Origin of the sequence: Sphingopyxis sp. DBS4, from assembly GCF_024628865.1 — a bacterium.
GTDB lineage: Bacteria > Pseudomonadota > Alphaproteobacteria > Sphingomonadales > Sphingomonadaceae > Sphingopyxis.
Map to the genome: position 1 here is coordinate 1,781,397 of NZ_CP102384.1, position 26,207 is coordinate 1,807,603.

22 protein-coding genes and 3 tRNA genes are annotated in these 26,207 nt (G+C 65.5%); 16 read left to right on the forward strand and 9 right to left on the reverse strand.

The window, feature by feature from the left end:
- Window positions 1–20: 20 nt before the first annotated feature.
- Together NP825_RS08345 and NP825_RS08350 are read right to left on the reverse strand one after the other, a co-directional pair.
- Window positions 21–97 (reverse strand) — tRNA-Asp (locus NP825_RS08345).
- 43 nt (window positions 98–140) lie between these two features.
- Window positions 141–1,340: an AI-2E family transporter gene (locus tag NP825_RS08350; RefSeq protein WP_257550301.1), complete on the reverse strand. Its 1,200-nt coding sequence runs from the start codon at window positions 1,338–1,340 to the stop codon at window positions 141–143.
- A gap of 280 nt (window positions 1,341–1,620) precedes the next feature.
- Here NP825_RS08350 and NP825_RS08355 point away from each other — a divergent pair, with 280 nt between their 5' ends.
- The 4 genes from NP825_RS08355 to NP825_RS08370 all read left to right on the forward strand — a co-directional run bounded on the left by NP825_RS08355 (window position 1,621) and on the right by NP825_RS08370 (window position 9,307).
- A complete protein-coding gene (locus NP825_RS08355) occupies window positions 1,621–2,535 on the forward strand; it encodes a hypothetical protein (RefSeq protein WP_257550303.1) in 915 nt (304 codons plus the stop codon).
- An 11-nt stretch (window positions 2,536–2,546) separates the two neighbouring features.
- A complete protein-coding gene (locus NP825_RS08360; RefSeq protein ID WP_257550305.1) occupies window positions 2,547–3,011 on the forward strand; it encodes a hypothetical protein in 465 nt (154 codons plus the stop codon).
- Between the two features lie 74 nt (window positions 3,012–3,085).
- Window positions 3,086–4,147, forward strand: coding sequence for a DUF11 domain-containing protein (locus NP825_RS08365; protein ID WP_257550308.1), 1,062 nt, complete (start codon window positions 3,086–3,088; stop codon window positions 4,145–4,147).
- 69 nt (window positions 4,148–4,216) lie between these two features.
- Window positions 4,217–9,307: a hypothetical protein gene (locus tag NP825_RS08370; protein ID WP_257550310.1), complete on the forward strand. Its 5,091-nt coding sequence runs from the start codon at window positions 4,217–4,219 to the stop codon at window positions 9,305–9,307.
- Between the two features lie 96 nt (window positions 9,308–9,403).
- On the opposite strand, the gene NP825_RS08375 is transcribed toward NP825_RS08370, so the two are convergent.
- From NP825_RS08375 to thyA, 4 genes are all read right to left on the reverse strand, one after another.
- Window positions 9,404–10,708, reverse strand: a complete 1,305-nt coding sequence (locus NP825_RS08375) for a dihydrolipoamide acetyltransferase family protein (protein ID WP_257550312.1) — start codon at window positions 10,706–10,708, stop codon at window positions 9,404–9,406.
- A 4-nt stretch (window positions 10,709–10,712) separates the two neighbouring features.
- Entirely contained in the window at window positions 10,713–11,717 is a 1,005-nt protein-coding gene (locus NP825_RS08380) for an alpha-ketoacid dehydrogenase subunit beta (protein WP_257551351.1), read from the reverse strand.
- Window positions 11,718–11,734: 17 nt separating this feature from the next.
- A complete protein-coding gene (locus NP825_RS08385; RefSeq protein WP_257550314.1) occupies window positions 11,735–13,042 on the reverse strand; it encodes a 3-methyl-2-oxobutanoate dehydrogenase (2-methylpropanoyl-transferring) subunit alpha in 1,308 nt (435 codons plus the stop codon).
- Window positions 13,043–13,135: 93 nt separating this feature from the next.
- The gene (gene thyA / locus NP825_RS08390) at window positions 13,136–14,071 is read right to left on the reverse strand and encodes a thymidylate synthase (protein WP_257550316.1); all 936 of its coding nucleotides are present in this window, start codon (window positions 14,069–14,071) and stop codon (window positions 13,136–13,138) included.
- Between the two features lie 37 nt (window positions 14,072–14,108).
- On the opposite strand from thyA, the gene NP825_RS08395 reads away from it, so the two are divergent.
- Window positions 14,109–14,639, forward strand: coding sequence for a JAB domain-containing protein (locus NP825_RS08395; RefSeq protein ID WP_257550318.1), 531 nt, complete (start codon window positions 14,109–14,111; stop codon window positions 14,637–14,639).
- 306 nt (window positions 14,640–14,945) lie between these two features.
- A tRNA-Pro gene (locus tag NP825_RS08400) sits at window positions 14,946–15,022 on the forward strand.
- Between the two features lie 241 nt (window positions 15,023–15,263).
- Here NP825_RS08400 and NP825_RS08405 read toward each other — a convergent pair.
- Window positions 15,264–16,130 carry an N-formylglutamate amidohydrolase gene (locus tag NP825_RS08405; RefSeq protein WP_257550320.1) on the reverse strand — a complete coding sequence of 289 codons (867 nt, stop codon included), beginning with the start codon at window positions 16,128–16,130 and terminating at the stop codon, window positions 15,264–15,266.
- Between the two features lie 141 nt (window positions 16,131–16,271).
- On the opposite strand from NP825_RS08405, the gene cpdR reads away from it, so the two are divergent.
- Both cpdR and NP825_RS08415 read left to right on the forward strand, forming a co-directional pair.
- A complete protein-coding gene (gene cpdR, locus NP825_RS08410) occupies window positions 16,272–16,649 on the forward strand; it encodes a cell cycle two-component system response regulator CpdR (RefSeq protein WP_257550322.1) in 378 nt (125 codons plus the stop codon).
- Window positions 16,650–16,705: 56 nt separating this feature from the next.
- Window positions 16,706–16,780: transfer RNA gene (locus tag NP825_RS08415), tRNA-Val, on the forward strand.
- Between the two features lie 42 nt (window positions 16,781–16,822).
- On the opposite strand, the gene NP825_RS08420 is transcribed toward NP825_RS08415, so the two are convergent.
- Window positions 16,823–17,614 carry an SDR family oxidoreductase gene (locus tag NP825_RS08420; protein WP_257550324.1) on the reverse strand — a complete coding sequence of 264 codons (792 nt, stop codon included), beginning with the start codon at window positions 17,612–17,614 and terminating at the stop codon, window positions 16,823–16,825.
- A gap of 89 nt (window positions 17,615–17,703) precedes the next feature.
- Here NP825_RS08420 and NP825_RS08425 point away from each other — a divergent pair, with 89 nt between their 5' ends.
- The 7 genes from NP825_RS08425 (at window position 17,704) to NP825_RS08455 (ending at window position 22,391) form a co-directional block, all read left to right on the forward strand.
- Entirely contained in the window at window positions 17,704–18,570 is an 867-nt protein-coding gene (locus tag NP825_RS08425; protein ID WP_257550327.1) for an alpha/beta fold hydrolase, read from the forward strand.
- A 44-nt stretch (window positions 18,571–18,614) separates the two neighbouring features.
- Entirely contained in the window at window positions 18,615–19,343 is a 729-nt protein-coding gene (locus NP825_RS08430; protein ID WP_257550329.1) for an energy transducer TonB, read from the forward strand.
- 217 nt (window positions 19,344–19,560) lie between these two features.
- Window positions 19,561–20,463 (forward strand): AraC family transcriptional regulator, encoded by a 903-nt coding sequence (locus NP825_RS08435; protein ID WP_257550331.1) that lies wholly within the window; start codon window positions 19,561–19,563, stop codon window positions 20,461–20,463.
- Window positions 20,464–20,596: 133 nt separating this feature from the next.
- Window positions 20,597–21,055, forward strand: coding sequence for a hypothetical protein (locus NP825_RS08440; protein WP_257550333.1), 459 nt, complete (start codon window positions 20,597–20,599; stop codon window positions 21,053–21,055).
- A gap of 7 nt (window positions 21,056–21,062) precedes the next feature.
- Complete coding sequence (locus tag NP825_RS08445) at window positions 21,063–21,536, forward strand: hypothetical protein (protein ID WP_257550335.1); 474 nt, start codon at window positions 21,063–21,065, stop codon at window positions 21,534–21,536.
- 10 nt (window positions 21,537–21,546) lie between these two features.
- On the forward strand, window positions 21,547–21,882 hold the full coding sequence (locus NP825_RS08450; RefSeq protein ID WP_257550337.1) for a hypothetical protein: 336 nt from the start codon (window positions 21,547–21,549) through the stop codon (window positions 21,880–21,882).
- Between the two features lie 20 nt (window positions 21,883–21,902).
- Window positions 21,903–22,391: a hypothetical protein gene (locus NP825_RS08455; protein ID WP_257550339.1), complete on the forward strand. Its 489-nt coding sequence runs from the start codon at window positions 21,903–21,905 to the stop codon at window positions 22,389–22,391.
- A gap of 17 nt (window positions 22,392–22,408) precedes the next feature.
- On the opposite strand, the gene NP825_RS08460 is transcribed toward NP825_RS08455, so the two are convergent.
- Window positions 22,409–23,350: a hypothetical protein gene (locus NP825_RS08460; protein ID WP_257550341.1), complete on the reverse strand. Its 942-nt coding sequence runs from the start codon at window positions 23,348–23,350 to the stop codon at window positions 22,409–22,411.
- A gap of 493 nt (window positions 23,351–23,843) precedes the next feature.
- On the opposite strand from NP825_RS08460, the gene NP825_RS08465 reads away from it, so the two are divergent.
- Entirely contained in the window at window positions 23,844–26,150 is a 2,307-nt protein-coding gene (locus NP825_RS08465; RefSeq protein ID WP_257550351.1) for a catecholate siderophore receptor Fiu, read from the forward strand.
- Window positions 26,151–26,207 lie beyond the last annotated feature (57 nt).

Below are 26,207 nucleotides of genomic sequence, written 5' to 3' on the forward strand. Positions count from 1 at the left end.
TCGCCCGAAAGGGCAGGAAATGGCGCGAGTGACGGGGCTCGAACCCGCGACCTCCGGCGTGACAGGCCGGCACTCTAACCAACTGAGCTACACCCGCGTGTGCTTGGGAGCAGCGCCAATATGCGCCGCGCTTCGGCCTGTCAACCGTCGCTATCGCCCTTTGTGCGATTTAATCGATCGCGCATCTCGTCGGTCGTCGTCAGCGTGCCGCGCTCGAACAGAAAACCCGCAAGATCCGGGGTTCCAGTCGAATGAAGGACGGTCTGCAGGATCAGCAGAAGCGGCACCGCGAGCAGCGCGCCCGGCGTCCCCCACACCCATCCCCAAAAGCTCAGCGACACGAGAATCAGCAGCGGATTGATCGTCAGCCGCCGCCCCAGCACCAGCGGCGTGACGAGATTCGCCTCGACCAGATGCACGCCGATGAAGATCAGCGCGGGCAACAGCGCGAAACCCACTGCGTCGAAGGTCATCAACCCGCCGAGCCCCAGCAGCACTGCGGCGACGATCGGCCCCAGATAGGGCACGAAATTGCACAGGGACACGATCCCGCCCCACATGAAGGGTGACGGCATGCCGAGCGCCCAGAGCAGCAGCGAGACGATGAGCCCCAGAATCGCGTTGATCATCGTGATCGTCGCCAGATAGTCGGCAGTCGCGTCGACGACATTCTGGATCACGCGTGCGGTCTGCATCGCGCCGTCGAAGCTGCCGCGACGGCGGATCGTCCCGCGCCGGAGCCGCGTCCAGCCGGCAAGGAAGAAGAAGATGACGAGCACGGCGAAGAAGAGCTGGATCGCCGCCGCCGGCGCCGCCGAGATGAAATAATCGACGACCGACGACGGCGCCTGCGCCGCGACCGCCTGCGCCGTCGCCTCGGTCCCGCTTGCCACCGACATCAAGGTTCGATCCACAAAGCGCTGAAAGCTAGCATAAAAATCTATAAGCGGGGCAAGATTGCTCTGGATACGCGGGATCGATTCGGGAATCCGCGCAAACCAGCCGGTCGCGGGCACGACGATGATCGCCAGCGCCGCGTTGACGAGCATCAAGAACGCCGCGAGCGACAGGAAGGCCGCGAGGCCCGACGGCACGCCGCGCCGCTCGAGCCATTCGAGCAGCGGCACCAGCGCGATCGAGATGACGATCGCCGCGGTCAGCGGGAGGAAGAATTCCGCCCCCGCCTGCAATGCAAAGGGCAAAGCAAGGCAGAAGGCCGCGCCCACGATCAACGCCAATGCCGCAAGCAGGCGGTCGCGGCGAAAATCGTCGATTTCGATCTGGTGCAGGGGACCGGAGCGCGCCGGTCGCGTGTCCCTCTTCCCCCTGTCCTCGGCCACGACGTCTATCTCCCGCTCAACCGCTTCTTCCTACGCGAGCTTTGTTCGCCGCGCCAGCCACGCCGGATTCGCCGGCCTGCTTGCCGCTTTGTCCCGATACGGGTCAAAATCCCATTTTCTATCGGTATTTTAACCAGAAATTTTTCTTTTTCCGCGATGGCGAATTCCAAGGACCAGCTTTGGAGTCAAAATCATGGTGAAAGCGCCTGTGGGGGGCGCGAAGCATCATTCGCTTCTTCTTCCCTCCTGTTCAGCCATCGCGCTCGTTGCGATATGCGTCATGCCAACCGCGGCCCACGCCACGGGAACGCTCGCCGGCACGACGATCAGCAATACCGCGAGCGCCAGCTTCGATAACGGCGGCGGCACGCAGACGATCGATTCGAACCGCGTCGACCTGAAAGTCGATGAGTTGCTCGACGTCACCGTCGCCGGCAACGCTACCGACGTGCCGACGGCGCCCGGGGCGACGAACCAGGTTCTGACCTATCGCGTCACCAACACCGGCAACGGCCCTGAAGCCTTCGCGCTCAGCACGATCGCCAACGTCGGCGGCGACAATTACGATCCCGTCGTCACGCAGATCTTCATCGACGCCAACGGCAACGGCACCTGGGATCCGACCGACACCCTCTATGTGGCGGGGTCGGAATCGCCGCTTCAGCCCGACACCGCGATGACCGTGTTCGTGCTCGCGACGACGCCGGCGTCCGCCGCCGACGGCAATCGCGGGATCGTCACACTTGTCGCTGCGGCGAAGACCGGCACCGGCGCGCCCGGCACCAGCTTCGCGGGCAAGGGCGAAGGTGGCGGCGATGCGATCGTAGGTTCGACCGGCGCCGACGGACAGGACAATGGCGCCTATAAGGTGTCGGCGGCGACCGTGACGCTCGTCAAATCGGCCGTGGTCGTCGATCCGTTCGGCGGCAGCGAACCCGTTCCGGGCGCCACCATCACCTATACGATCACCGCGACCATCGCCGGATCGGGCTCGGTGAACAGCCTTGCGATCACCGACAATGTGCCTGCGGACACCGCCTATGTCGTCAATTCGATCGCGCTCGGCGCCACCGCGCTGACCGACGCGACCGATGCCGATGCGGGCGATTACGACGGCACGCGAATCCGCGTTCAACTCGGTACCGTCGCGGGCGGCCAGACCCGCGCTGTTAGCTTCAAGACCAAGATCAAATGATGGAGATGCGTATGCGTATCGCGCTTATTCTTCTGTCGGCCGCCCTTGCGCCTGCTCCGGCGCTTGCCGCAAACCAGGTCGCCCTCGACAACAGCGTATTCGTCGAACGGGTGACCACCGACGCCAGCGGCAAGCAGCGGGTGCTGCTCGAGGAACCGAAGATCGTCGTTCCCGGCGACCGGCTCGTCTTCGTGCTCAACTATCGCAACGCCGGTGCCCAGGCCGCCGACCGCTTCGTGGTCACCAATCCGATGCCGTCGGCGGTCCGCTTCGCCGATGCGGGCGACACCCGGCCGATCGTCTCGGTCGATGGCGGCCAGACCTGGGGCACGCTCGACGCGCTGACCGTTCCGCTCGCCGACGGCAGCCGCCGCCCGGCGCAGCCCGCCGATGTCACGCACATCCGCTGGGCGTTCCAGAAGCCGATCCCGGCCGGAGGCGCGGGGAAGCTCATGTTCAGGGGAATCGTCAAATAACGACGTGATCAAAACCGCTTAACGGTTGCCGGCGGTGGGGAATTTGGCAGCCAATCAAGCCTGGGGATTCAGCTATGACCAGCAAGCTGACTTACTGGGGCACCATCGGTGTGGCAGCGGCGTCCGTCGCTGCCGCCGGCCCGGCCTATGCGGCCGGGACGACCGCGGGAACCTCGATCACCAATACCGCCACCGTCGACTATAAGGTCGGCGGCGTTTCGCAAGGTCAGGAGAGCGCGTCGAACAGTTTCACCGTCGACCGCAAGATCAACCTGCTCGTCGAAGAGGTGGGGAACGTCACGACCAATGTCGTGCCGGGACAGAGCAATGCCGTCACGACCTTCCAGCTCACCAACAGCTCGAACGAAGTGCTCGACTTCGCGCTGGCGGCGACGCAGATCAACGGCGGCACCGCCTCGCACGGCGGCACCGACACGTTCGATGCGACCAATATCCGTATCTATCGCGACAATACGGCGAGCGGCGTAGTCGGTGACTGGGACGCGGGCGACACGCTCGTCACCTATATCGACGAACTCGCGGTCGACACGCCGATCCGCCTGTTCGTCGTCGCCGACATTCCGGTGGGGCTCGCCAACAATGCCGTTGCCGGGGTGACGCTGCGCGCCACGGCGCGCGAAGGCGGCACGGCGGGCACACAGGGTCTGGCGATCGCCCAGACGACCGGCGCGAACACCGCGGGCAAGGATACCGTCTTTGCCGACATCGCAGGGGTTGCGGGCGATACGGCGCGCGACGGCTCGCACAGCGACAACGACGACTATACCGTCCAGACGGCGACGCTCGCGGTCACCAAGACCAGCCGCGTCATCTCGGATCCGTTCAACAATACGAGCAATCCGAAATTGATTCCGGGTGCCGTCGTCGAATATTGCATCGCGGTCGCCAACAGCGGCAGCGCCGACGCGACGTCGGTGGTCATCAACGACCCGGTTCCGGGCCAGTTGACCTTCGTCACCAGCTCGATCCTGCTGAACGGCACGGTCACCGGCAGTACCTGCAACGCCAACGGCGTCGCGGGCGGCAGCTATACGAACCCGAACGTGTCGGGGACGATCGCGACCGTCGCGGCAGGCGACACGCGCACGCTTGTCTTCCGCGCGACGGTCAACTGACCGGACGGAATGACGGGACAGCGGGAATAGGCGAATCGCCTGCCTCCCGCTGCCCTTTCGGGACCAGCGATGCCATTCCGCCAAGCCTATATGTCCTTCGTGGCCGCTTTGGCCGCGGCAGCCTTGCTGCCTGCGGGGCCCGCGCACGCGCAGGTGATTTCCAACACCGCGTCGGCCGAATGGACCGATGGCGGCCAGCCCGGCCAGATTATGTCGAACCGCGTCGACGTTACCGTCCGCGCCCGTCCGCCCGAACAGCCGGTGATCAAGACCTATCGCCTCGTCGGGAGCGGCGGCGACAAGACCGCGCCGCTCGTTCCGACCCGCTGCGCCGCCGCCAATCCGGGCGCGCGCGCCGCCGCCGGCAGCCTGATCCAGCTCGCCGGCGCCTATGCCGGCCTTTCGACCGCCCCGGCCTCGCTCCAGAGCAGCGATGCGTTTCGCGCCGGCGAAGTGCTGGTGGTCGGCGTCGCGCTCGCCTCGGCGAACGTCGATCCGAACGCGATCGACACACTGCCGGTGGTGCTCGATCTCGCAAACGGCGACAGCGAGCGCATCACCCTCACCGAAACCGCCGCGAACAGCGGCGAATTCGCGGGCTTCATCAACACGATCGGCGTTCCGCCGGCCGTCGTTGCGGGCGATTGCCGCCTGTCGGTCGATCCGGGGTCGCCGATCCAGCTTCGCGTCACCGACCAGGCCAACGCCAGCCTCGTCGCGACGGCGACGATCGATTTCCTCGTCGATCCGTTCGGCATGGTGTTCGACAGCGGCGACGGCTCGGCGGTTCCGGGCAGCCGCGTGACGCTGATCGACACCGCAACCGGCCAGCCCGCGCAGGTGTTCGGTGACGACGGCACCTCGGCCTATCCCGCGACGATCGTCACCGGGCAGGATGTCGCTGACGCGAGCGGGCGGGTCTACAGCTTTCCCGCCGGCGACTATCGCTTTCCCTTCGTCGCACCCGGCTCCTATCGCCTGATCGTCGAGCCGCCCGCGCCCTATAGCGCGCCGTCGAAATCGAGCGCCGCCGATCTCGCGGGCCTACGCCGCCCCGACGACGGCCAGCCCTTCACCATCACCGACGCCAGCTACAGCCGCGTCTTCACGCTCGACAGCCCGGCGCCGGTGCGCGTCGACATTCCGGTCGACCAGCCCGGCCTGCCGCTCGTCCTGCGCAAGACCACCTCGACCCAGACCGCGGTTCCGGGCGACGTCGTGCAATATCGTATCGAAGTCGCGAACCGCGACGCCCGCCGCTCGACCGGTGTGGTGACGGTCAGGGACACGCTGCCCGCCGGGATGCGCCTGCGCGCCGACACGGTGCGCGTGAACGGCGCGCGCGTCGATGCCGCCGTCAACGCCAACGGCCGCGATTTCACCGTCGCCCTGCCCCCGATCGCGCCCGCGGGCAGCGTGCTGCTCACCTATGTCGCCGAAGTCACGGTGTCGGCGCAGCCCGGCAGCGCGCTCAACCGCGCCTCGGCCGCCGACAATCGGGGAACCGAGAGCAATGTCGCCGAGGCGACGATCGCGATCAAGCGCGACCAGCTCGGCGACCGGATGACGATCATCGGCCGCATCACCGACGGCGGCTGCGCCGTGAACCCCGGCAAGGCGCCCGGCATCGCGGGCGTTCGCGTGATGCTGCAGGACGGCAGCTACACCGTCACCGACGAGGGCGGCCGTTATCATTTCGAAGGCGTCCGCCCCGGCCTGCATGTCGTCCAGATCGATCCCTCGACGCTGCCGCTCGACCGCGAGGCTGTGGACTGCGCACGCTCGACCGCGAGCGCGGGCAGCGCGATCTCGCGCTTCGTCGAGGGGCGCGGCGGCTCGCTGAAGCGCGCCGACTTCCGCGCCGCTGCCGCCGCGCCGCGCACCGTGCCGGACAGCGTGAAATTCAAGGCGCCCAAGCCGATGAGCGACCCCGACGCCGCCGGCGCGCACCGCGACTGGCTCGCGGGCCAGGCTCCGGGCATCGGCTGGCTCTTCCCCGACATCGACCATAATCCGCGCACCAAGGCGATCCGTGCCGCGATCAAGCACGCGCCGGGCCAGAAGGTGTCGCTGACGATCAACGGCAAGCCCGTCGATGCGCTGACCTTTGAGGGGGTGAGCAAGTCGGCCGACGGCCTGATCGCGGTCAGCCTGTGGCGCGGAATCGAGATTCGCGAGGGCGACAACCGCCTCGCCGCGACGGTGACCGACGCCAGTGGCGCGGTCGTCGAGACGCTCGAACGCAGCGTCCATTATGCGATCACCCCGATGCGCGCGACGCTGATCCGCGAAAAATCGGTGCTGGTCGCCGACGGCGTCACGCGCCCGGTGATCGCGGTGCGCCTGACCGACCGCGACGGCAAGCCGATCCGGTCGGGCCTGACCGGCGATTTCAGCGTCCCCGCGCCCTATTATCCCGCCGTCGAGGCCGACGCGCAGCAGGCGCGCCAGCTTTCGGGCCTCGAACGCGCGCAGCCGGTGTGGCGCATCGATGGCGACGACGGCATCGCCTATATCGAGCTTGAACCGACCACCGCGTCGGGCACGCTGACGATGGATTTCGCCTTCCGCGACGACAAGGTCGAGCGCAAGCAGACGATCGAGACCTGGCTCGATCCGGGCGATCGACCGTGGACCGTCGTCGGCTTCGCAACTGGCACGATCGGCTACAACACGCTCGACGACCGCATGGAGCCCGTTGCCGAGACGCTCGACGATCTCAACGCCGACGCGCGCCTTGCGCTCTATGCCAAGGGGCGCATCCAGGGCAAATGGCTGATGACGCTGGCCTATGACAGCGACAAGGATCAGGACGACTCGCGCTTCGGCGGCGTGATCGACCCGCGCGCCTATTACACCATCTACGCCGACCGGGGCGAAACGCGCTACGACGCCGCGTCGGTGCGCAAGCTCTATCTGCGCCTCGAACGCCCGCAATTCTATGCGATGTTCGGCGATATCGAGACCGGAATTTCGGAACCGCAGCTCGCCCGCTATCAGCGCGCACTGAACGGCAGCAAGGCCGAATATCGCGGCCGCAACCTCGCCGCGACCGCCTTTGCCGCCGACACCCTCTATCGCTTCCGCCGCGACGAAATTCAGGGCAACGGCCTGACCGGCCCCTATCCGCTTGGCGCGCGCGACATATTGCCGAACAGCGAGCGCATCGTCATCGAGACGCGCGACCGGCTGCACAGCGAGCGGATCGTGAACAGCGTCACGATGACGCGCAACATCGATTACGACATCGACTATCTCGCGGGCACGCTGCGTTTCCGCGCGCCGGTGCTCAGCCGTTCGTCGGCGCTCGACCCGCAATTTATCGTCGCCGAATATGAAGTCGATGGCGTTGGCGAGCGCGTGTTGAATGCGGGGGGTCGCGTCAGCTATCGATCGACCGACGAAAAACTGCGCGTCGGCGCAACGATGATCCATGACGAAGACAACAGCACCAAAACGAACCTCGGCGGCGTCGACGCACGCTATCGCCCGAACGCCGATACCGAAGTACGCGCCGAATATGCGGTGAGCGACGCCAAGGCGAAGAACGGCGGCGCGGCGGCGGTGGGAACCGCCAAGGCGTGGCTGATCGAAGCCGAGCATCACAGCCGCAGCATGGACGTCCTCGCCTATGTCCGCGAGCGCGAAGCGGGTTTCGGCACCGGTCAATTGAACAGCGGTGAGGACGGCACGCGCAAATTCGGCTTCGATGCCCGCGTCAAGGCCAGCCGCAGCCTGTCGCTGACGGGCAGCGCGTGGCAGGAGGATTATCTGAACGTCGATGCGCGCCGCCGCGCCGCCAAGGCGCTGGTCGAATATGACAATGGCACCACCGTGATGCGCGCGGGCCTGACCCATGCCGACGATCGCCTCACCGACGGGTCGCGCAATACGTCCGACATCGTCCAGCTCGGTGCGACGCAGCGATTGTTCGACAAGAAACTCGAGCTCGACGCACAGACCGAATTCGCGCTCGGCGGCGACGACGCCAGCGTCGATTTCCCGACTCGTCACCGCATCGGTGCGCGCTACGCGGTGACACGCGACGTCAATCTGGTCGGCAGCTATGAGATCGCCGACGGCGACACGGTCAAGGCACGCACCGCCCGCCTCGGCTTCGACCTCGCGCCTTGGGCCGGGGCGCGGCTGCTCGCGACCGCGAACCAGCAGGACATCGGCGAATATGGCCCGCGCAGCTTTGCCGCCTATGGTCTGTCGCAATCGCTGAAACTCGACGAACGCTGGTCGATCGATCTGTCGGTCGACGGCAACCGTACCCTCGGCGGCATTCGCGCCAGGGACGTGCTCAACGCCGCGCAGCCGGTCGCCTCGGGCGGCTTCCTCGGCGACAACGGCACGCTGACCGAGGATTTCCTCGCAGTCAGCGCGGGCGCGACCTATCGCACCCCGCGCTGGACGTTGACCGGTCGCGCCGAATATCGCGACGGCGAACTCGCCGACCGCACGGGCCTGACGCTCGGTGCGCTGCGCCAGCTCGGCGAAGGCCAGGCGCTCGGCGCGCTCTTCACCTATGCGAAGGCGAGCGGCAGCGGGACCACGCCCACGACCGAAGTCATCAGCTTCGAGGCGAGTTGGGCGCACCGTCCCGCCGATTCGCAGCTTTCGTGGCTCAACAAGAGCGAATTTCGCTCGGACAAGGTGCGCGGCGCGGTCGCGGGTCAGGCCGGGCCGATCGGCGGCGCCGCGCTGACCATCGACGGCGACGCGACCAGCCGCCGCCTGCTCAACAGCCTGTCGGTGAACTGGACCCCGCTCAAGACTCATGGCGGCGAGTGGACCGAACGCGCCGAGATCGGCTTCTTCTGGGGTACCCGCTACAGCTTCGACCGCTTCGGCGAAGACGACGTAAAGGGCTGGTCGAACCTGCTCGGCGCCGATTTCCGCTTCAACCTCGGCGAGCATGTCGATGTCGGCGCTTCGGGTACCGCGCGGATCGGCACCGGCGGCGACACCATCGCCTGGGCCGCGGGGCCGACGGTGACGCTAGCGCCGATGAAGAACGCCAACGTCACTTTGGGCTATAATTTCGCGGGCTTCCACGACCGCGATTTCGAGGACGCGCGCTTCTCGCGCTCGGGCGCTTATGTGACGTTCCGGCTGAAGTTCGACCAAACGAGCTTTGCTGGATTGGGGCTTTAGTGCTCGTCATTGCGAGGAGCCGAAGGCGACGCGGCAATCCAGAGCCGGCGTGAACCGCCCTGGATTGCTTCGCTTCGCTCGCAATGACGAGGTTTATCAATCCGCGAACAGCAGGACCGGCGTCTCGATCAGCTTCTTCAGCGCCTGAACATAGCTCGCGGCGTCCCAGCCGTCGACGACGCGGTGGTCGCAACTGATCGACAGGTTCATCAGCTTCGCGCGGCGAATGTCGTCGCCGTCAAAGACGGGACGCTCGACGATCTTGTTCGGCCCGATGATCGCGACCTCCGGCCGGTTGATCACCGGCGTCGTCGCGATGCCGCCGAGCGGACCCAGTGAGGTAACCGTCAGCGTGCCGCCGGTCAGTTCCTCGACCTTCGCCTTGCCGGCGCGCGCGGCCTCCGCGAGACGCGTGATTTCGCTTGCAAGCTGCCAGACATTCTTGTCCTGCGCGTCGCGGATCACCGGGACCATCAGCCCCGCGTCGGTCTGCGTCGCCATGCCGAGATGCACGGCGCCATAGCGCGTCACCACGCCGCCTTCGTCGTCATAGCGCGCGTTGATCATCGGAAACTGCGGGATGGTGCGGCAGATCGCGACGATCAGGAAAGGCAGCATCGTCAGCTTGGGGCGCTGGCCGCGATTGGCGTTGAGGTCGGCGCGCATCTCTTCGAGCGCGGTGACGTCCATTTCCTCGACATAGGTGAAATGGGGGATCGCGCGCTTCGACGCCGCCATATTCTCGGCGATCTTGCGCCGCATTCCGATGACCTTGACCGGCTCATCCGCGCGCGCGCGGCTCGCGCCGGGAGCATGATAGCCCTGCCCGGCGCCGTAGCGCAGGAAAGCGTCGAGGTCGGCATGGCGAATGCGGTCGCCCTCGGCCTGAACCTGCGACAGGTCGACGCCGAGATCGCGCGCACGAGCGCGGACGGCGGGGGAAGCGAGAACGGCCTTATCTCCCCTCCCGCTTGCGGGAGGGGTCGGGGGAGGGCTTGTTTCGGCGGTGACCGGCGGGGCGGGTTCGACACGCCCTCCCCTAGCCCCTTCCGCACGCGGGAGGGGAGCTTCTTCCGCCACCGATACCTCTTCTGCCCCCGGCGTTTCCACGACGACCTCTTCCTCGACCGCTTCCGCGGCGGGTACTTCCGCGACCTCGCCCTCGGTCTCGATCACCGCGAGCGTCGATCCGATCGCGACCATGTCGCCGACCTCGCCCGCCAGTTCGACAACGATCCCCGTTACCGGCGATTCCATTTCGACGGTCGCCTTGTCGGTCATCATGTCGGCAAGCTGCGCGTCTTCTTCGATGCGGTCGCCTACACGCACGTGCCACGCGACGATTTCGGCCTCGGCAATGCCTTCGCCGATGTCGGGCAGACGGAATGAATAGCGGGCCATGGCGTCAGTCCTTCAAGATCTTGGTCAGCGCGGTCGCAATGCGGACCGGGCCGGGGAAATAGGCCCATTCGAGGCTGTGCGGATAGGGCGTGTCGAAGCCGGTCACGCGCTCGACCGGCGCCTCCAGATGATAGAAGCAGCGTTCCTGCACCAGCGCCGCCAGTTCGGCGCCGAAGCCCGAGGTGCGCGTCGCTTCGTGGATGATCAGGCAGCGCCCGGTCTTCTTCACCGACGCCTCGATCGCCTCGACATCGAGCGGCAGCAGCGTGCGCAGGTCGAGGATTTCGGCGTCGACGCCCATCTCCTCGATGATCGTCTTCGCGACATGCACCATCGTGCCATAAGCGAGCACGGTCACCGCCTCGCCTTCGCGCACCGTCGCCGCCTTGCCGAGGTCGATGCGGTAATAGCCCTCGGGCACCGCGCTCGCATCATGCTTCGACCAGGGCTCGACCGGGCGGTCGTAATAGCCGCTGAACGGGCCGTTATAGATGCGCTTGGGCTCGAGGAAGACGACGGGGTCGTTGTCCTCGATCGCCGCGATCAGCAGGCCCTTGGCATCATAAGGGTTCGACGGGATCACCGTCTTGACGCCGCAGATATGCGTCATGATGCTCTCGGGCGACTGGCTGTGCGTCTGGCCGCCGAAGATGCCGCCGCCGAACGGCGTGCGTACGGTCATCGGGCAGATGAAGTCATTCGCCGAGCGGTAGCGCAGCCGTGCCGCCTCCGAAACGAGTTGGTCGAGCCCCGGATAGATATAGTCGGCGAACTGGATTTCGGGAACCGGGCGCAGGCCATAGGCGCCCATGCCGACCGCGACGCCGATGATGCCGCATTCGTTGATCGGCGTGTCGAACACCCGCGTCTTGCCATGCTTTTTCTGAAGGCCCGCGGTGGCGCGGAACACGCCGCCGAAAAAGCCGACATCCTCGCCCATCACGACGGTGGCGGGATCGCGTTCGAGCATGATGTCCATGGCGCTGTTGATCGCCTCGATCATGTTCATGGTCTTAGTCTCGGCCATTATTCGGGCTTCCAGTTGGGGCCGAACTTGGCCTCCTGCTCGGCGAGCATCTGGGCGCATTGCTCCTTGAGGTGCCACGGCATCTCCTCGAACACGTCCTGAAACATCGTCTCGAACGGCTGGTGCATACCGTGACCCAAAATGCCGAGCTTTTCTGCCTGCTTCTGGGTCGTCTTCACCAGATCGTCGAGTTCCTTCGCCTGCGCCGCATGGCGCTCTGCATCCCATTCGCCGAGCAGTTCGAGATGCTGCGCCAGCCGCGCGATCGGATCGCCGAACGGCCAGACCGTCGCCTCGTCGGCGGGGCGATAAGCGCTCGGGTCGTCCGACGTGCTGTGTCCCTCGCTGCGATAGGTGAAATGCTCGATCAGCGTCGGGCCGTTATTCGTCCGCGCGCGGTCCGCGGCCCACTGAGTCGCCGCATAGACCGCGAGCGGATCGTTGCCGTCGACGCGCAGCCCGGCGATGCCATAGCCGACCGCGCGCGCCGCGAAGGTCGTGCGCTCGCCGCCCGCAAAACCCGAGAAGCTGGAAATCGCCCACTGGTTATTGACGACGTTGAAGATGACCGGCGCATTATAGACGGTCGCAAAGGTCAACGCCGAATGAAAGTCGCCCTCGGCCGACGATCCTTCGCCGCACCATGTGGTCGCGATGCGGTTGTCGCCCTTCGACGCCGAGGCCATCGCCCAACCCACCGCCTGCGGATACTGCGTCGCGAGATTGCCCGACACGCTGAAGAAGCCATGCTCGGGCGCCGAATACATGATCGGAAGCTGCCGGCCGAGCAGGTGATCGCCGCGGTTCGAGTAAATCTGGTTCATCATCTGGATCAGCGGATAATCGCGCGTGATCAGAACGCCCTGCTGGCGATAGCTGGGAAACACCATGTCGGTGCGGTCGATCGCCATCGTCGAGGCGACCGAGGTCGCCTCCTCGCCGGTGCATTTCATGTAGAAGCTGGTCTTGCCCTGCCGCTGCGCGCGGAACATGCGATCGTCGAAGGCGCGGACGAGCATCATCGTGCGCAGCATCGTGCGCAGCCGGTCGGGCGACAGCTTCGGGTCCCACGGTCCCTTGGCCGCACCGTCGAAATCGAGCACGCGGACGAGGCCATAGCAAAGCTCGCGCATCGCATCGGGCTTGGTCGCTTCGCCGGGACGCGGAGTCGCGTCGACCGCGGGAATCGCGATATCGCCGAAATCGGGGGTGTCGCCGGGGCGATAGCGCGGCTCGGGAATATGGAGCGACAGCGGCGGCAGATTGCTCGCCGAACGCCCCGGTTTCGCCTTCGGCGATTCGGGCATATCTTCTTCCCTTCGGGGCGCGAATCAGCGCCTAGTTATATTTCGTGCTGGCGACATATTATTTCAGTCGCCATGGAAATGCAACGCCGGTGGTCAGACTGCGACGGGCGCGGAAATATGGGATTGCGGCGCATAGGCTTCGACCGCAAAATCATCGAACCGGTAGTCGAAAATGCTCGAAGGACGGCGGAGGATGCGCAGCTTCGGCGCACCCTCGGGAACCCGCCGCAACTGCTCCTCGACCAGTTCGGCATGGTTGAGATAAAGGTGCACGTCGCCGCCGGTCCACACGACCTCGTGCGCGTGAAGATCGCATTGCTGCGCGATCATCCGCGTCAACAGCGCCGCCTCGAAGATGTTGAAGGCAAAGCCGAGCCCGAGATCGCACGAGCGCTGAAAGAGCAGGCACGACAGCCCGCCGTCGCTGCGGACGTGGAATTGATAGGTCATGTGGCACGGCGGCAACGCCATCCGGTCCAAATCGGCGACGTTCCAGCCGGTGAAGATATGGCGGCGCGAGCCCGGATTGGTCTTGAGCGACTCGATCAACGCCGCGATCTGGTTATGCCCCTCTGCGGCGCGGCGGAAGAGTCCCTCGCCTGCCGCTTCGTAGCGCGGCCAGTTCACCCATTGATGACCGTAGACGGGACCGAGATCGCCCCACCGTGCCGCGAAATCCGCGTCGGCGACGATCCGCGCCTCGAAATCGGCCGCGCTGATCGCCTCGCCGGTCGTGCGGCGATAGCTATCGAGCGGCCAGTCGGTCCAGATCTTCACCCCCTGCGCCACCAGCGCGCGGATATTGGTGTCGCCGGTCAGGAACCAGAGCAGTTCGCGCAGCGCAGTCTTCCAATAGACGCGTTTCGTCGTCAGCAGCGGGATCGCGTCGTCCTTCAGCGAGAATCGCATCGTCTCGCCGAACAGCGAGCGCGTGCCGACTCCGGTGCGGTCGACGCGCTCGTCGCCCTCGGTCCAGATGCGCCGCATCAGGTCGAGATATTGCAGCTCATAATGGATGGAATCGGACAAAAGACGCTCCTCGCTGTCGCTCTCTTTGCTAGGCCCCGTGCCGCGGCTCGACAAGGGGGTCGGCGGTGCGGGGCGGCAATCCTCCGATACGGCTCAATCGCCGCTTGGGCGACCGTGGCGCCCGTCGCACAAGCGCGGGATGATCCTGCGCGAACCCATCGACAAGCGACCGCATGTTGCGGGAGCCGCCGGCTTCGTGCCCCGCGACGCCGAAGATGCGATCGCGCGCCATCTGCTGCGGCCGATGCTATTCGCCGATCGCGAAATCGCGCTGCTCGCGGGCTTCGACGCCTATGGCCGGCTTGCCGGACTCGAAAGCGTCGCGGGCGATACGAGCGGGCGCTGCGTCATCACGCCTGCCTGCTGGAACCGCCTGCTCGGCCGGCGCGTCGCCACCGTGCTGATGGCACACAACCACCCGTCCGGAATCGCGCGGCCCAGCGAGGCCGACCTGCGCTGTACGCAGGAGGCCGGGCAGTTCCTGCGGTTGATCGGCATCGACCTGTCGGATCATCTGATCTTCGTCGAGAACGGACATTTCAGCTTTCGCAGCGCCGGGCTGATCTAGGCCCCTGCATCGGATGGCCGTTAACCGCCGGAAGCTGCCCTATCCCCTCTTCGTCACCCCGGACTTGATCCGGGGTCTCGCTTCTTCGAGGTCGCTGAGCGGGACCCCGGATCAAGTCCGGGGTGACGAGGGCTGGGAACGACCGTTCCCCGCCCCAAAGCCGCCACTCCAACATGCATCAATAGGCCCGATGCCATCGCCAGCACACAATCATCGCACTCATGCCGATTGGCGCTTGATGTTCGCAAATTGCGCGTCTAGAGGACCGCCCTGCCTTCGCGCCGGTCCGCCGGTGCAAAGATCGGTCGGGGAGTAGCTCAGCCTGGTAGAGCACTGTCTTCGGGAGGCAGGGGCCGGAGGTTCGAATCCTCTCTCCCCGACCAGCTTATTTCCGCAATCGATATGAGACCGCAACGCAGCCGCGCCTGTGCGCGAAAATCGGCACTCTGCCGGATCGGTTTCTTTTGTAATCAACGGCTCTTGTAAGTCGGCGCGACAATGCATAGATTGTCGTTACGCCACCGTGGTTTTCCCCCTTTCCATCGTGGCGAGTGCCCCGTCGCAAGACGCGGGTGCGTCCTCCCTGGACCCTGGCCACCTCGTACTTCGGTACGAGGTGGTTTTTTATTCAGCGGCCAGCGGCAGGACATCGGCCCCAATCCGCCCTGCCCTTTCGACGAGCCCGGAAAACCAGTTGCGAAGCGCTGCCACGCGTTCGGGGTCGGGGGTGCGGTCGGCCTGAAGATAGAGGCTGCGGTCGATCTCGATCTGCACCGCCTGAATCGCATCCGCCGGCTTGCCGTGCGTCCGAACGATATGTCCGCCGGCATAAGGCTGGTTGCGCGAGACGGGAACGCCGAGGCCCTCGGCTTCATCAACGATCAACTCGATCAAAGCCTCATCCGCGGTTCCGCCGAAACGATCGCCGATGACAATCCCCGCGCCGTGCCCCGGCTGCCCACGCGGGATCGGCGGCATACTGTGCAGGTCGATCAGGATCGCTCCGCCGAACCGCCTTTGGGCAACCGCCAGTTCGGCGGCAAGCGCGCGATGGAACGGCCGGTGCAGCGCGTCGAGCCGCCAGTCGAGTTGCGGCCCATCGATCGGGCGCTTCCACAGCGATCCGCAATCGGCAAGGCGCGTCGGCACGACCCCGAGTCCGGCGCGCTCCTTGCGCCCCGGCGCCGAAAAGCGGGGGCGAAGCGGCGGCGCGACTTCGCCCGGCGCCATCTGCCCTTCGCCGCGATTGCAGTCGGCGACGGCCCGCGCCCACATCGCTTGCACCAACGTCGCACCCGCCTTTACCGCATCGGCGGCGATCAGGTCGCACCAGCCATCTTCGAGGCGTTCGAGCACCGATCGATCGACCCGCGCCGCGGCCAGTATCTCGGGCGGATAAATACGCCCCGCGTGCGAGACCGACACGACGACCGGACCGGGTTCTGCCGGCCGGTCGACGGCGATGGCGGCAGGGAGCGAAGCTAAGGGCATCGGCGAAGCGTGCCAAAAATCGACAGAGGAATCCAGTACGACCGGAATTTGTTAAAGGTCTCGCGCTATCAGGGGGACGAGCTAAACAGGGGGAACGCGGACCAGACTCGCGCGCCGCCGGACCAGGGAACAGATTGCCAGATGATTCGCATATTGCTCGCCGAAGATGATGATGTGATGCGCGAATATCTGGCGCGCGCGCTGACCGGCGCCGGCTATCACGTCACCGCCGTCGATCGCGGCACCGCGGCGGTGCCCTATATCGATTCGGGCACCTTCGACCTGCTGCTCTCGGACATCGTCATGCCCGAGATGGACGGGATCGAACTCGCGCAGCATACCGCCAAGGCGGCGCCGCATACGCAGGTGATGTTCATCACCGGCTTCGCCGCCGTGTCGCTTCGCGCCGAGAAAAATGTGCCGCAGGCGAAGCTGCTGTCGAAGCCCTTCCACCTCAAGGATCTGGTGCGCGAGGTCGATAATCTCTTCGGCCGCGTCGATCGGTCGAGCCAGCCCTAACGAAAGGCTTGCCAAGCGGCGCGGAGGCCTTTAGGGGGCGCGTCACCCCAAGGGATGGGCGTGTAGCTCAGTGGTAGAGCACTGTGTTGACATCGCAGGGGTCGCAAGTTCAATCCTTGCCACGCCCACCATTCAAAACGCCGCCACCCGCACGGGCTGGCGGCGTTTTTGGTTCAGGCCATCCCTTTCGCCAGGTCGCCGCGCGATGCGTCGCCGATCTGGCTGCCGCCGTCGCAGTCGAGGATCGTCCCGGTGATGTAGCTCGCGGCGGGCGAGCAGAGGAAGACCGCCGATTCGGCGACCTCGGCGACCTTGCCCCAGCGCTTCATCGCAATCCGGTCGTAATGGGCTTGGCGGGTTTCGGCATCGGGCGCGAGCCGCTTCATCCCCTCGGTATCGGCGATCGGCCCCGGCGAAATGCCGTTGACACGCACCTCCGGCCCCCATTCGAGCGCGAGGACGCGGATGAGCTGGTTGATCCCGGCCTTCGCGGCGCAGGCATGGGCCTGCAACGCGGAGGCGTTGATCGCCTGCCCCGCGGTGATCGCGATCAGCGAGGCGCCAGGGCGATTCAGCAGGTCGTGACAGCCACGGAACACGTTGAAGGTGCCGTTAAGGTCGATGTCGACCACGGTGCGAAAGGCGTTCGACGACATGCCGAGCACCGGCGCGAGGAAATTGCCCGCCGCGCCCGAAATGACGATGTCCAGCGGACCCAGCCTGTCGGCCACCGTCTCCATCACCCCGCGAATCGCCGCATAGTCGCGTACGTCGCCCGACAGGCCGATCGCGCCGGAACCGATCTCCTCGGCAGCCCGCGCCGCCTTGTCGGGATCGCGACCCGCGACCGCCACTTTCGCGCCGAGTTCGGCGAAACGCTTGGCGATGCCGAGGTTGATCCCGCTCGTGCCGCCGGCAACGAACGCGGTCTTGCCCGCCAACAGATTGTCCCGAAAGGTCGACATGCTCCAGTTTCTCCCAGTTGCGGCGATGGGGCTTGACGGATCGAGACCAGTCGCCTTTTGAAACCCAACCAGACAACAAGGAAGCGCCGATGGCAAGTGGTCCCACCTCGAACAGTTTCGTCTCGCAGCGTTTGAAACTGCACTATGTCGATTGGGGTAACGAAGAGGCGCCGCCCTTGCTCCTTGTCCACGGCGGCCGCGACCATTGCCGCAACTGGGACTGGGTGGCCGAGAAACTGCGCGACCGCTGGCACGTCATCGCGCCCGACCTGCGCGGCCATGGCGACAGCGCCTGGGCGCCCGACGGCAATTACGAGATGGGCGCTTTCGTCTACGATCTCGCGCAGCTCGTCCATCAGCTCGACCTCGCGCCGGTGACGATCGTCGCCCATTCGATGGGCGGCAATATCGCGCTGCGCTACACCGGCCTCTATCCCGAAAATGTCCGCAAGCTGGTCGCGATCGAGGGACTCGGCCCGTCGCCGAAGGTGCTCGCCGAACGCGCCGCGACCCCGTTCGCCGAACGGTTTCGCAAATGGATCGACGACAAAAGGCAGGCGGCGGGGCGCACGCCGCGCCGCTATGCGACGCTCGACGATGCGCTGGCGCGGATGATGGCCGAAAATGCCTATCTGACCCCCGAACAGGCGCGCCACCTCACCATCCACGGCATCAGCCGCAACGAGGACGGGACGTGGAGCTGGAAGTTCGACAATTATCTGAACGTCTGGCCGGTGGTCGACCTGCCGCAGGCCGATATCGAATCGCTCTGGTCGGCGATCGTCTGCCCGACATTGCTCCTCTATGGCGCCGATAGCTGGGCCTCGAATCCCGAAAAGGACGGGCGCATCGCGCATTTCCGGAGCGCGGAAGTGATCGAGTTCGAAAATGCCGGCCACTGGCTCCATCACGACCAGTTCGAGCGGTTCATGTCCACGCTAGACGATTTCCTCTAAACTGGCGGCGAAGGCGCGCGGCGGTCGCGCGCTCGGGATGCGCCATGGTCTATACGGGGCAGCTTTCGGGCCGGCAGCACACCGCAGCGAGCGGCGCGACGCTGCTTGCGGTGATGGTGGCGGGTTTCCTTCTCGTCAACGGCCTCGACCTTCGCATCGTCCGCAAGGCGAGCGAAACGATCGCCGCCATCGCCCTCCCTGCCCCGCCGCCCCCACACGAGGAGGCGCAGTCCGCGCCCGTCGATAACGACACGGCGAGCGGCAAGGCCTCGGCCGCGAACAAGCACGCCAGGGCGGCGCCCGTCGCCGCGCCCAAACCCAAACTGCCGCCGATCACGCCCCCGCCGGTTCCTGCGGCGCCGACCCCCGGCACCGGCAGCGATGCCTCGGCGGGCGCGACGCCCCTCCCCGGCCCCGGATCGGGCGCGGGTGGCAGCGGCAATGGAACCGGCGCGGGCGGATCTGGCAGCGGCACCGGCGGCGGATCGAAGGCGGTGTGGCGCAGCGGCACGATCCGCGACAGCGACTACCCAAGGGAGGCCGCGCGCGCGAAGGTCGGCGGCGAGGTCGAGGTGCGCTTCACAATCCAGTCGACGGGGCGCGTCACCGGCTGCCGCGTCACCCGATCGAGCGGCGACGCCTCGCTCGACCGGGTGACGTGCCGGCTGATCGAGGACCGCTTCCGCTTCAGGCCCGCGACCAACAATGCGGGCGATCCGATTGCCAGTTCCTATGGTTGGCGACAAAGCTGGTGGCTGGAGAAACGGCGCTAATTTCTCCCGCCCGCAGAGCGAATCATCCCCTTTGGATTGTCACGCATTGCCGGTGCGCGATTGACGCAAAGGGATTCAGGTCATAGCCTCCGCCAAACAAAAATGACTGGGTCTCTATTCTCGTAACTCCGCGGCGGGGAGCACGTGCATGGAGAATGATGCGACCACTTTCCGGTTTTCGCTTGCCGGGATACCGCGGCCTCAACGTCGGGACGTGGTGCGGGAGGTCGCCGGGCGCGCCATAGCGAACCTCGACCTCACGCCCAAGACCGACGATCCGCAGATGGAGGTCGAAACCCGGTTCTTGCCGGGGTTGACCGTCACCGATGCCTGGGTCTCGCCGCATTTCGCATCGAGTTACGACCTCTCGCGCGGCGACGATGATTTCACGCTGCTGTGGAGCAGTTCGCCTGCCAAGGGAGGGGTATTGCAACTCGGCAGCGAGTTGCCCGCCGATGGGTCGGCCGCTCTCCTTTCCTGCGCCGACCGGATGGATTTCGAAACGCATGAAGCCTTTCCGCATGTGTCGATGAAACTGCAACGTTCGCTCCTATGCCCATTGCTGCCCGACGCCGAAGCCGCGCTCATGCGGCGCATACCACCAGACAATCCGGCGATGCGGCTGCTGAAATCCTATCTCGGCAGTTATCGCGCGCTGCACGATGCCGGCCCCTCGGCCCAGTTCGCACACCGCGCCGCCATCCACATGGCCGATCTGGTGGCGCTGGCGGTCGGAACCGACCGGGGCGCGACGGAACTTGCCGCGGGGCGGGGACTGCGGGCCGCACGGCTGGACGCCATAAAGCGCTGGACACTCACCCACCTCATTTCTCCCGAACTCGGCATCCGATCGGTCGCCAACGCCGCGGGTTTGAGTGTGCGGGTGGTTCAGTTGCTTTTCGAGGCGGACGGTGTGACCTTCACCGCCTTCGTCCTGCGCGAAAGACTGGCGCTGGCGCATCGCCATCTGTCCATGCCGCATCTTGCGAAACGGACGATCGCGGAAATCGCCTATGGCTGCGGGTTCGGGGATCTCAGCTATTTTACGAACAGCTTTCGCAGGGCCTATGGCGAAACCCCCTCGGACGTCCGGCACAGAGCCCTTTCCCGCCCCCATTGACGGGTTTCGTTTCTGCACAAATTGCCGTTTCGCTGTGGCCCAAGACGGCCTTTCGAAGGCCGTTGCAAGATAACCGCATCACAGAGCTTGCCAAACAGGGGAGGAAGTTCGTCCGATGCCGCGACCTTTATTCATGTCATTTGCGCTTGCCGCCGCCGCAACGCTCGCTGCCTGTTCGGGGGCCGAAAAGGACGGCGATCAGGGCAAGGAAACGCAAAATGCCGCCGACGCATCGCTTCCGCCTGCCTTGTCAGGAGAAGCGGGCTTTGCCCTGGCCGCCGACTGTTCGGCCAAGCTGAAATCGGTTTCCAATCTTTACAGCACTCTCGCCGCGCAAAGCAGCGGAACCGATGCCGAAGACCTGGCGAAACGCGCGTCGCAACGCGACACCGCCGCGACCGCCTTCGCGCAGATTGCCGAACGCGCGGCGGGCACGATCGGCAAGACCCCGGAACAGGCCGCGCAGGCCATCCGCGATGCCGACGCTGCGGTGCATGCCGAGTTCGAGAAGCGCCCGTTCGAGGATTTCGCCACCTGGGTCACCAACGAGGTCGACACCAAGTGCCGCGAAGCCCTGTCCGGCAAGAGTTGACCCGGCCATGGCCGTGCTGGCGACGGCGCTGAAGACGATCGCCGTGCTGACGTGCAGCCTGTTGCTGGCGGCCATCGTCGGCACCATCGGCAGCGTCTTTCTCGAAGTCCTTCTGCCGCGTTTCTTCAGCGCGCTGCTGCCCTATGCGATATGGCTGGTCGTCGGCATCTATTGCGGACTGCTCAGCTTCGGCGGCGCCGGAGCCTGGGCATCGGGCCATGCCAGCCCGTGGGCATGGCGCGGTCAGGCCAGCCAGGCCGAAGGGGACTGGATCACGCTGCCCGGCGCGAAACGGGTCGGCACGACGGTCGCCGTCGTCGCCATTCTAGAGCTCGTGCCGCTCGGCGTATTATTCCACCTCATCAGCCACGACGGCCATTCGCTGACCTTCTTCGTTTCGGCGCTGATCGGAACGATCCTCGGCCGCTGGTCGCTGATGCCCGGCGACAGCGCGCCCCTATCCGGCAATCCGATACGATAAGGAGTTTCCCATGACTGCGACCATTCGCCCCGGCGAGAGCATCATCGACACCTGGACGCTCTTCTATCTTCCGCCCGGGGGCGGCAAATATAACGGCAAGTTGACCGTCACCAACCAGCGGCTCCTTTATGATGCCAAGCTCGACGCCAGCCTCATCGGCACGCTCGGCAATTACGCCGCCGATGGCGAACTGGCGATCGAGAAGACCGACATCCGGGCCGTCGATGTCCAGCGCAAATTGTTCAGCAAGCGGGCGACCGTGACGCTCGCCGACGGCAGCCAGCATGTCTTCGACTATGGCGCGATGAACATCGACAAATGCGTCGCCGCGATCGAAGCTCGATGATCGCAAAGACCAGCCTCCCGATGTTGCGCACCGCTTTCGGGCCCGCGCTCGCAGCCGCGCTGACCCTGTCCCCCGGCGCGGCGGCGCAACAGGCCGAAACCTATGGGGACTGGATGGTCCAGGGGCCGGCGGACGGCGCGATCACCGCCAGCACCGCCACCCCGGCCGGATCGCTGTTCGGCATGGTGTGCGACCGCTTGAAATGCGACGCCTTCTTCAATCCGAAAATCGCGTGCGACGACGGGCACGACTATCCGGCCCTGATCGGTTCGCCGACGGCGACCTTCGCCGTCAGGATGCACTGCGCGACGGTCGGTGCCTTCCGCGCCTTCATTCTTCCCCTTGACGGTGGATTGGCGGAAGCGATGGCGGAGGATGGCGAGCTTGGCATCGCCTTTCCGCTCGGCTCGGGTCAATTCGGCGAAGCCCGCTTCTCGCTGACCGGTGCGGCACAGGCGGCAGCGCGAGCGCGCGAACGCGTGGGGTTGTCGCGCAAGCCCGCCGCATAGTCGGCGGCGCCCCGGCTCTATCGCGGCGTCCGCATCATTCGGATCATATGGCCGAGGCCGACGACCAGCGCGACAACGACCTGCATGAGATAGAAGGTCAGCCAGACCAGCCAGACCGCGAACAACAGCAGCCCATACCAGCCGGCTGACTGGATATCGAAGATGCCATAGATCGCCAGCATCCCGATGCTGACGGCCAGCAAGCCCAGATTGAGAAGGCAGCCGATCCGTCCGCGCCGCGCATCGCGCGCCTTCAGGTCCGCGATCGCTGCCGGGGTGAAATGATCGAGCACGCGCTGCATCGCGGCGCGGGCGGGTGGCGGAACAGGGACGATCAGTCCGATCTCCTCGACCGTATAGGCGCCGAGCGAACGGGACGAGCCCTCGAAAGCGGAAACGAACGCCAGATGGTCGGCGCCGGACCGCGCGGCGTCCCGCCCCAACGCCCCCGGCGCTACCGCGGTCAGACTGGATGACCGGCCGCCGCGCAAGGCGAAATATCGTGCGCCGACCTGAACCCCTTCCTCGCCGATGCGGATATCGATCCCGGTTGCCGGCGCATCGAAGTCGCAGAGCGACAGCGCCATGTTGGAAAGGCCGTCGCCCTTGTCGCGCGCGTCCCGCAAATCGCGCTGGAATCGCGTCCAGATGGGCGCAGTCACCGTCCAGCCGGCGACGAGGCCGGCGCTTCCCGGCTCCGCGAGGCCTCGCATATGTCGCCACGCCCGCCATGCCTTTGCAATATAGGGCGGCGCAATGAAGAGGCTGAGGAAGAATATCGCGGCCGAGAAGGCACCGGGCAGCACGAGCAATGTCTGGGTCGTCGATGAAGGCATCTTCGACGCGGCATCATAGGTTGCGGTCATCCGGTCCCCCAGCACGACGAAGCCCATCGTCAGCAGCAGACCGATCAGCGGCACACTAACCCAGATCAATCCCGTTCGGATCGGATTGCGCATCCCCCACATCAAACACCCACTTCATCGCCGCGATATCTTTTTGCGGCGTCACGCACCGATTGTCTTGGACGGGGACGAAGGGCGATCTTGTCGAAAACGAATATGCGCGGCTGCGCGCCTTGCCTTTCAACGGCTCTCTGCCCCGTCCGATGGACCCGCCCTCGCTCGTCGTCTCGAATAAAGATCTTCCGAATGGATCGTCATCCCGACGAAGGTCGGGATTTCGCCGGTGCGTCAATCCGATAGGGTGAGATCCCGGCTTTCGCCGGGATGACGGGAAATAGGAGCCAGGATTTCGGCCGCACCCGACCATGCTCCCGGCCGACGCTCCGCAAAAACGCCGGGCAAGGAGGAGCCTGACGGCGCCCGCCCTTCGCTTTTGCGACAAAATAGCGACAATATCGCGAATGATTATCAATAAACATTGACTCTGCGAACGACTCTCAATAGCGGCGTCCCCGTCACGATCTTCGAACCGAAAAAGGGGAAATCCATGTCATTCTTGCGTTTGCGCGAAACCATGTCGGCGGCGGCGCCAGCCTATCTGGCGCTGAGCTGTTTCGGTCTCGCCGCATCTCCCGCGACCGCGCAGGACGGCGGACAGGAAGCGAAACAGCCGGTGCTCGGCGGCGTGACGGTCACCGATACCGCCATCGGCGACGAAGGCTATAAGGTCGACAAGCCCTCCTCGCCCAAATTCACCCAGCCGCTGCGCGACACGCCGCAGACGATTCAGGTCATCAGCAAGGAGTTGTTCAACGAACAGGGCGCTACGACGCTGACCGAAGTGCTGCGCAACAGCCCCGGTGTCGGCACCTTCTACGCTGGCGAGAACGGCAATACGACGAGCGGCGATTCGATCCGCATGCGCGGCTTCGATACCTCGAGCAGCATCTTCGTCGATGGCATCCGCGATCTGGGATCGGTCTCGCGCGACATCTTCAACACCGAGGCGGTCGAGGTCGAAAAGGGCCCGGCGGGCACCGACAACGGCCGCACCTCGCCGACTGGCGCGATCAATCTGGTCAGCAAGCGCGCCACGCTCGAAAGCGCGCTGTCGGGCACGCTGTCGGTCGGCGTCGACGGGCAGAAGCGGATCACCGCCGATGTCAACCAGACGCTCGGCGGCCTCAGCAACAGCGCGCTCCGGCTCAACATGCTGTGGCAGGACAGCGACGTTCCGGGCCGCGACCATGTCAATAACCAGCGGCTCGGCCTCGCCGCCTCGCTCGGCCTCGGCCTCGACACCGCGACCCGCGCCTATCTGAACCTGCTCTATGTCGATCAGGACAATATCCCCGACGGCTATGTCCCGACGATCGCCCTTCCCGGCTGGGAGCCCCAGGCCGGGTTGGAATCGCTGGTCGGCCACCCCGTCGATTCGAAGAATTTCTATGGCACGCGCAAAGATCATGACGATGTGAAGGCGCAGATGGCGACGCTGATCATCGAGCATGATTTTTCGGACAATGTCCGGCTGTCGAACGTCGCGCGCGTCGGCCAGACCGAGCAGGATTATCTGCTGACCGCCTTCATGTCGACGGGCGCCAACATCGTCGGCAATCCCGCCAACCCCGACGATCTGTCCGCCTATACGCTGACCCGCGGCAACCCCACGATCCGCGACGCGCGAAACCGCATCCTGACCGATCAGCTCAACCTGCGCGCCGATTTCGCGACCGGAGCGATCGAGCATAATCTGAGCATCGGCGCCGAACTGACCAGCGAGAAGCAGGTCATCTACGGCCACAGCTCGACGGGCACGCTGCCGGTAGCAAACCTCTACAATCCCGACTGGAACGACACGAGCGACTATACCCATTCGCGCAACGGAACCGCCGGACGGGGCAAGACGAACACGCTGGCCTTCTATGCCTTCGACACTGCCAAATTCTTCGACGGTCTCCTGTTGATCACCGGCGGCATCCGCCTCGATCATTTCAAGACGACCTATGTCAACACCGCCATCTGCAACAACGGCACCGGCCGCGGCGCCGTGCCGTGCGGGACCGCCCCGGTCGGTTCGATCGTCACCACCGCCGATCTGAAAGCCAAGGACACGCTGTTCAACTGGAAGCTGGGCGCGGTGCTCAAGCCGGTCGAGCCGCTGAGCCTCTATGTGAACTATGCGCTGTCGCAGCAGCCCCCGGGCGGTGAGAACTTCACGCTGGCGACCGGCAACAGCGCCAGCAACCCCGACTTTGAGCCGCAAAAGGCGAAGACGATCGAAGCGGGTGTGAAGTGGGACGTGCTTGACGGCGCGCTCGCGGTCAACGCGGCGATCTTCCAGACCAAGGTGCTGAACGAGATCAACGCCACCGACCCGTCCGACATCCAGAGCGGTTCGAAACGGGTGCGCGGCGTCGAACTGTCGGTGGTCGGCAACATCACCGACGCCTGGTCGATCTCCGCCGGCTATGCGCATCAGAAGACCAAGGTCACGAACGGCAGCGGCATCGCGGCGGACGGCAGCGAAGGCCTGACCTATTCGCCCGACGACAGCTTCTCCTCCTGGACCAGCTATCGCGCGCCCTTCGGCCTCGAGATCGCCGGCGGTGTCCGCTACACCAGCGGGATGCGGCGCGGGACCGACGGCGCGGTGGGCACCCCGCCCCGCACCCAGGGCTATACCGTCGTCGATGCGCTGCTCGGCTATGCGGTCAACGACAACGTCAAACTGCGCCTGAACGCCTATAATCTCTTCGACAAAGATTATGTCGCGGCGATCAACAAGAGCGGCTATCGCTATACTCCGGGGCAGCCGCAGACCTTCCTGTTCAGTGCCGATTTCCGCTTCTAGGGAGCCGGAACGGACCAGGGCCTGGGCGGGGGGCGTGCCTCCCGCCTTCGCCGTTTG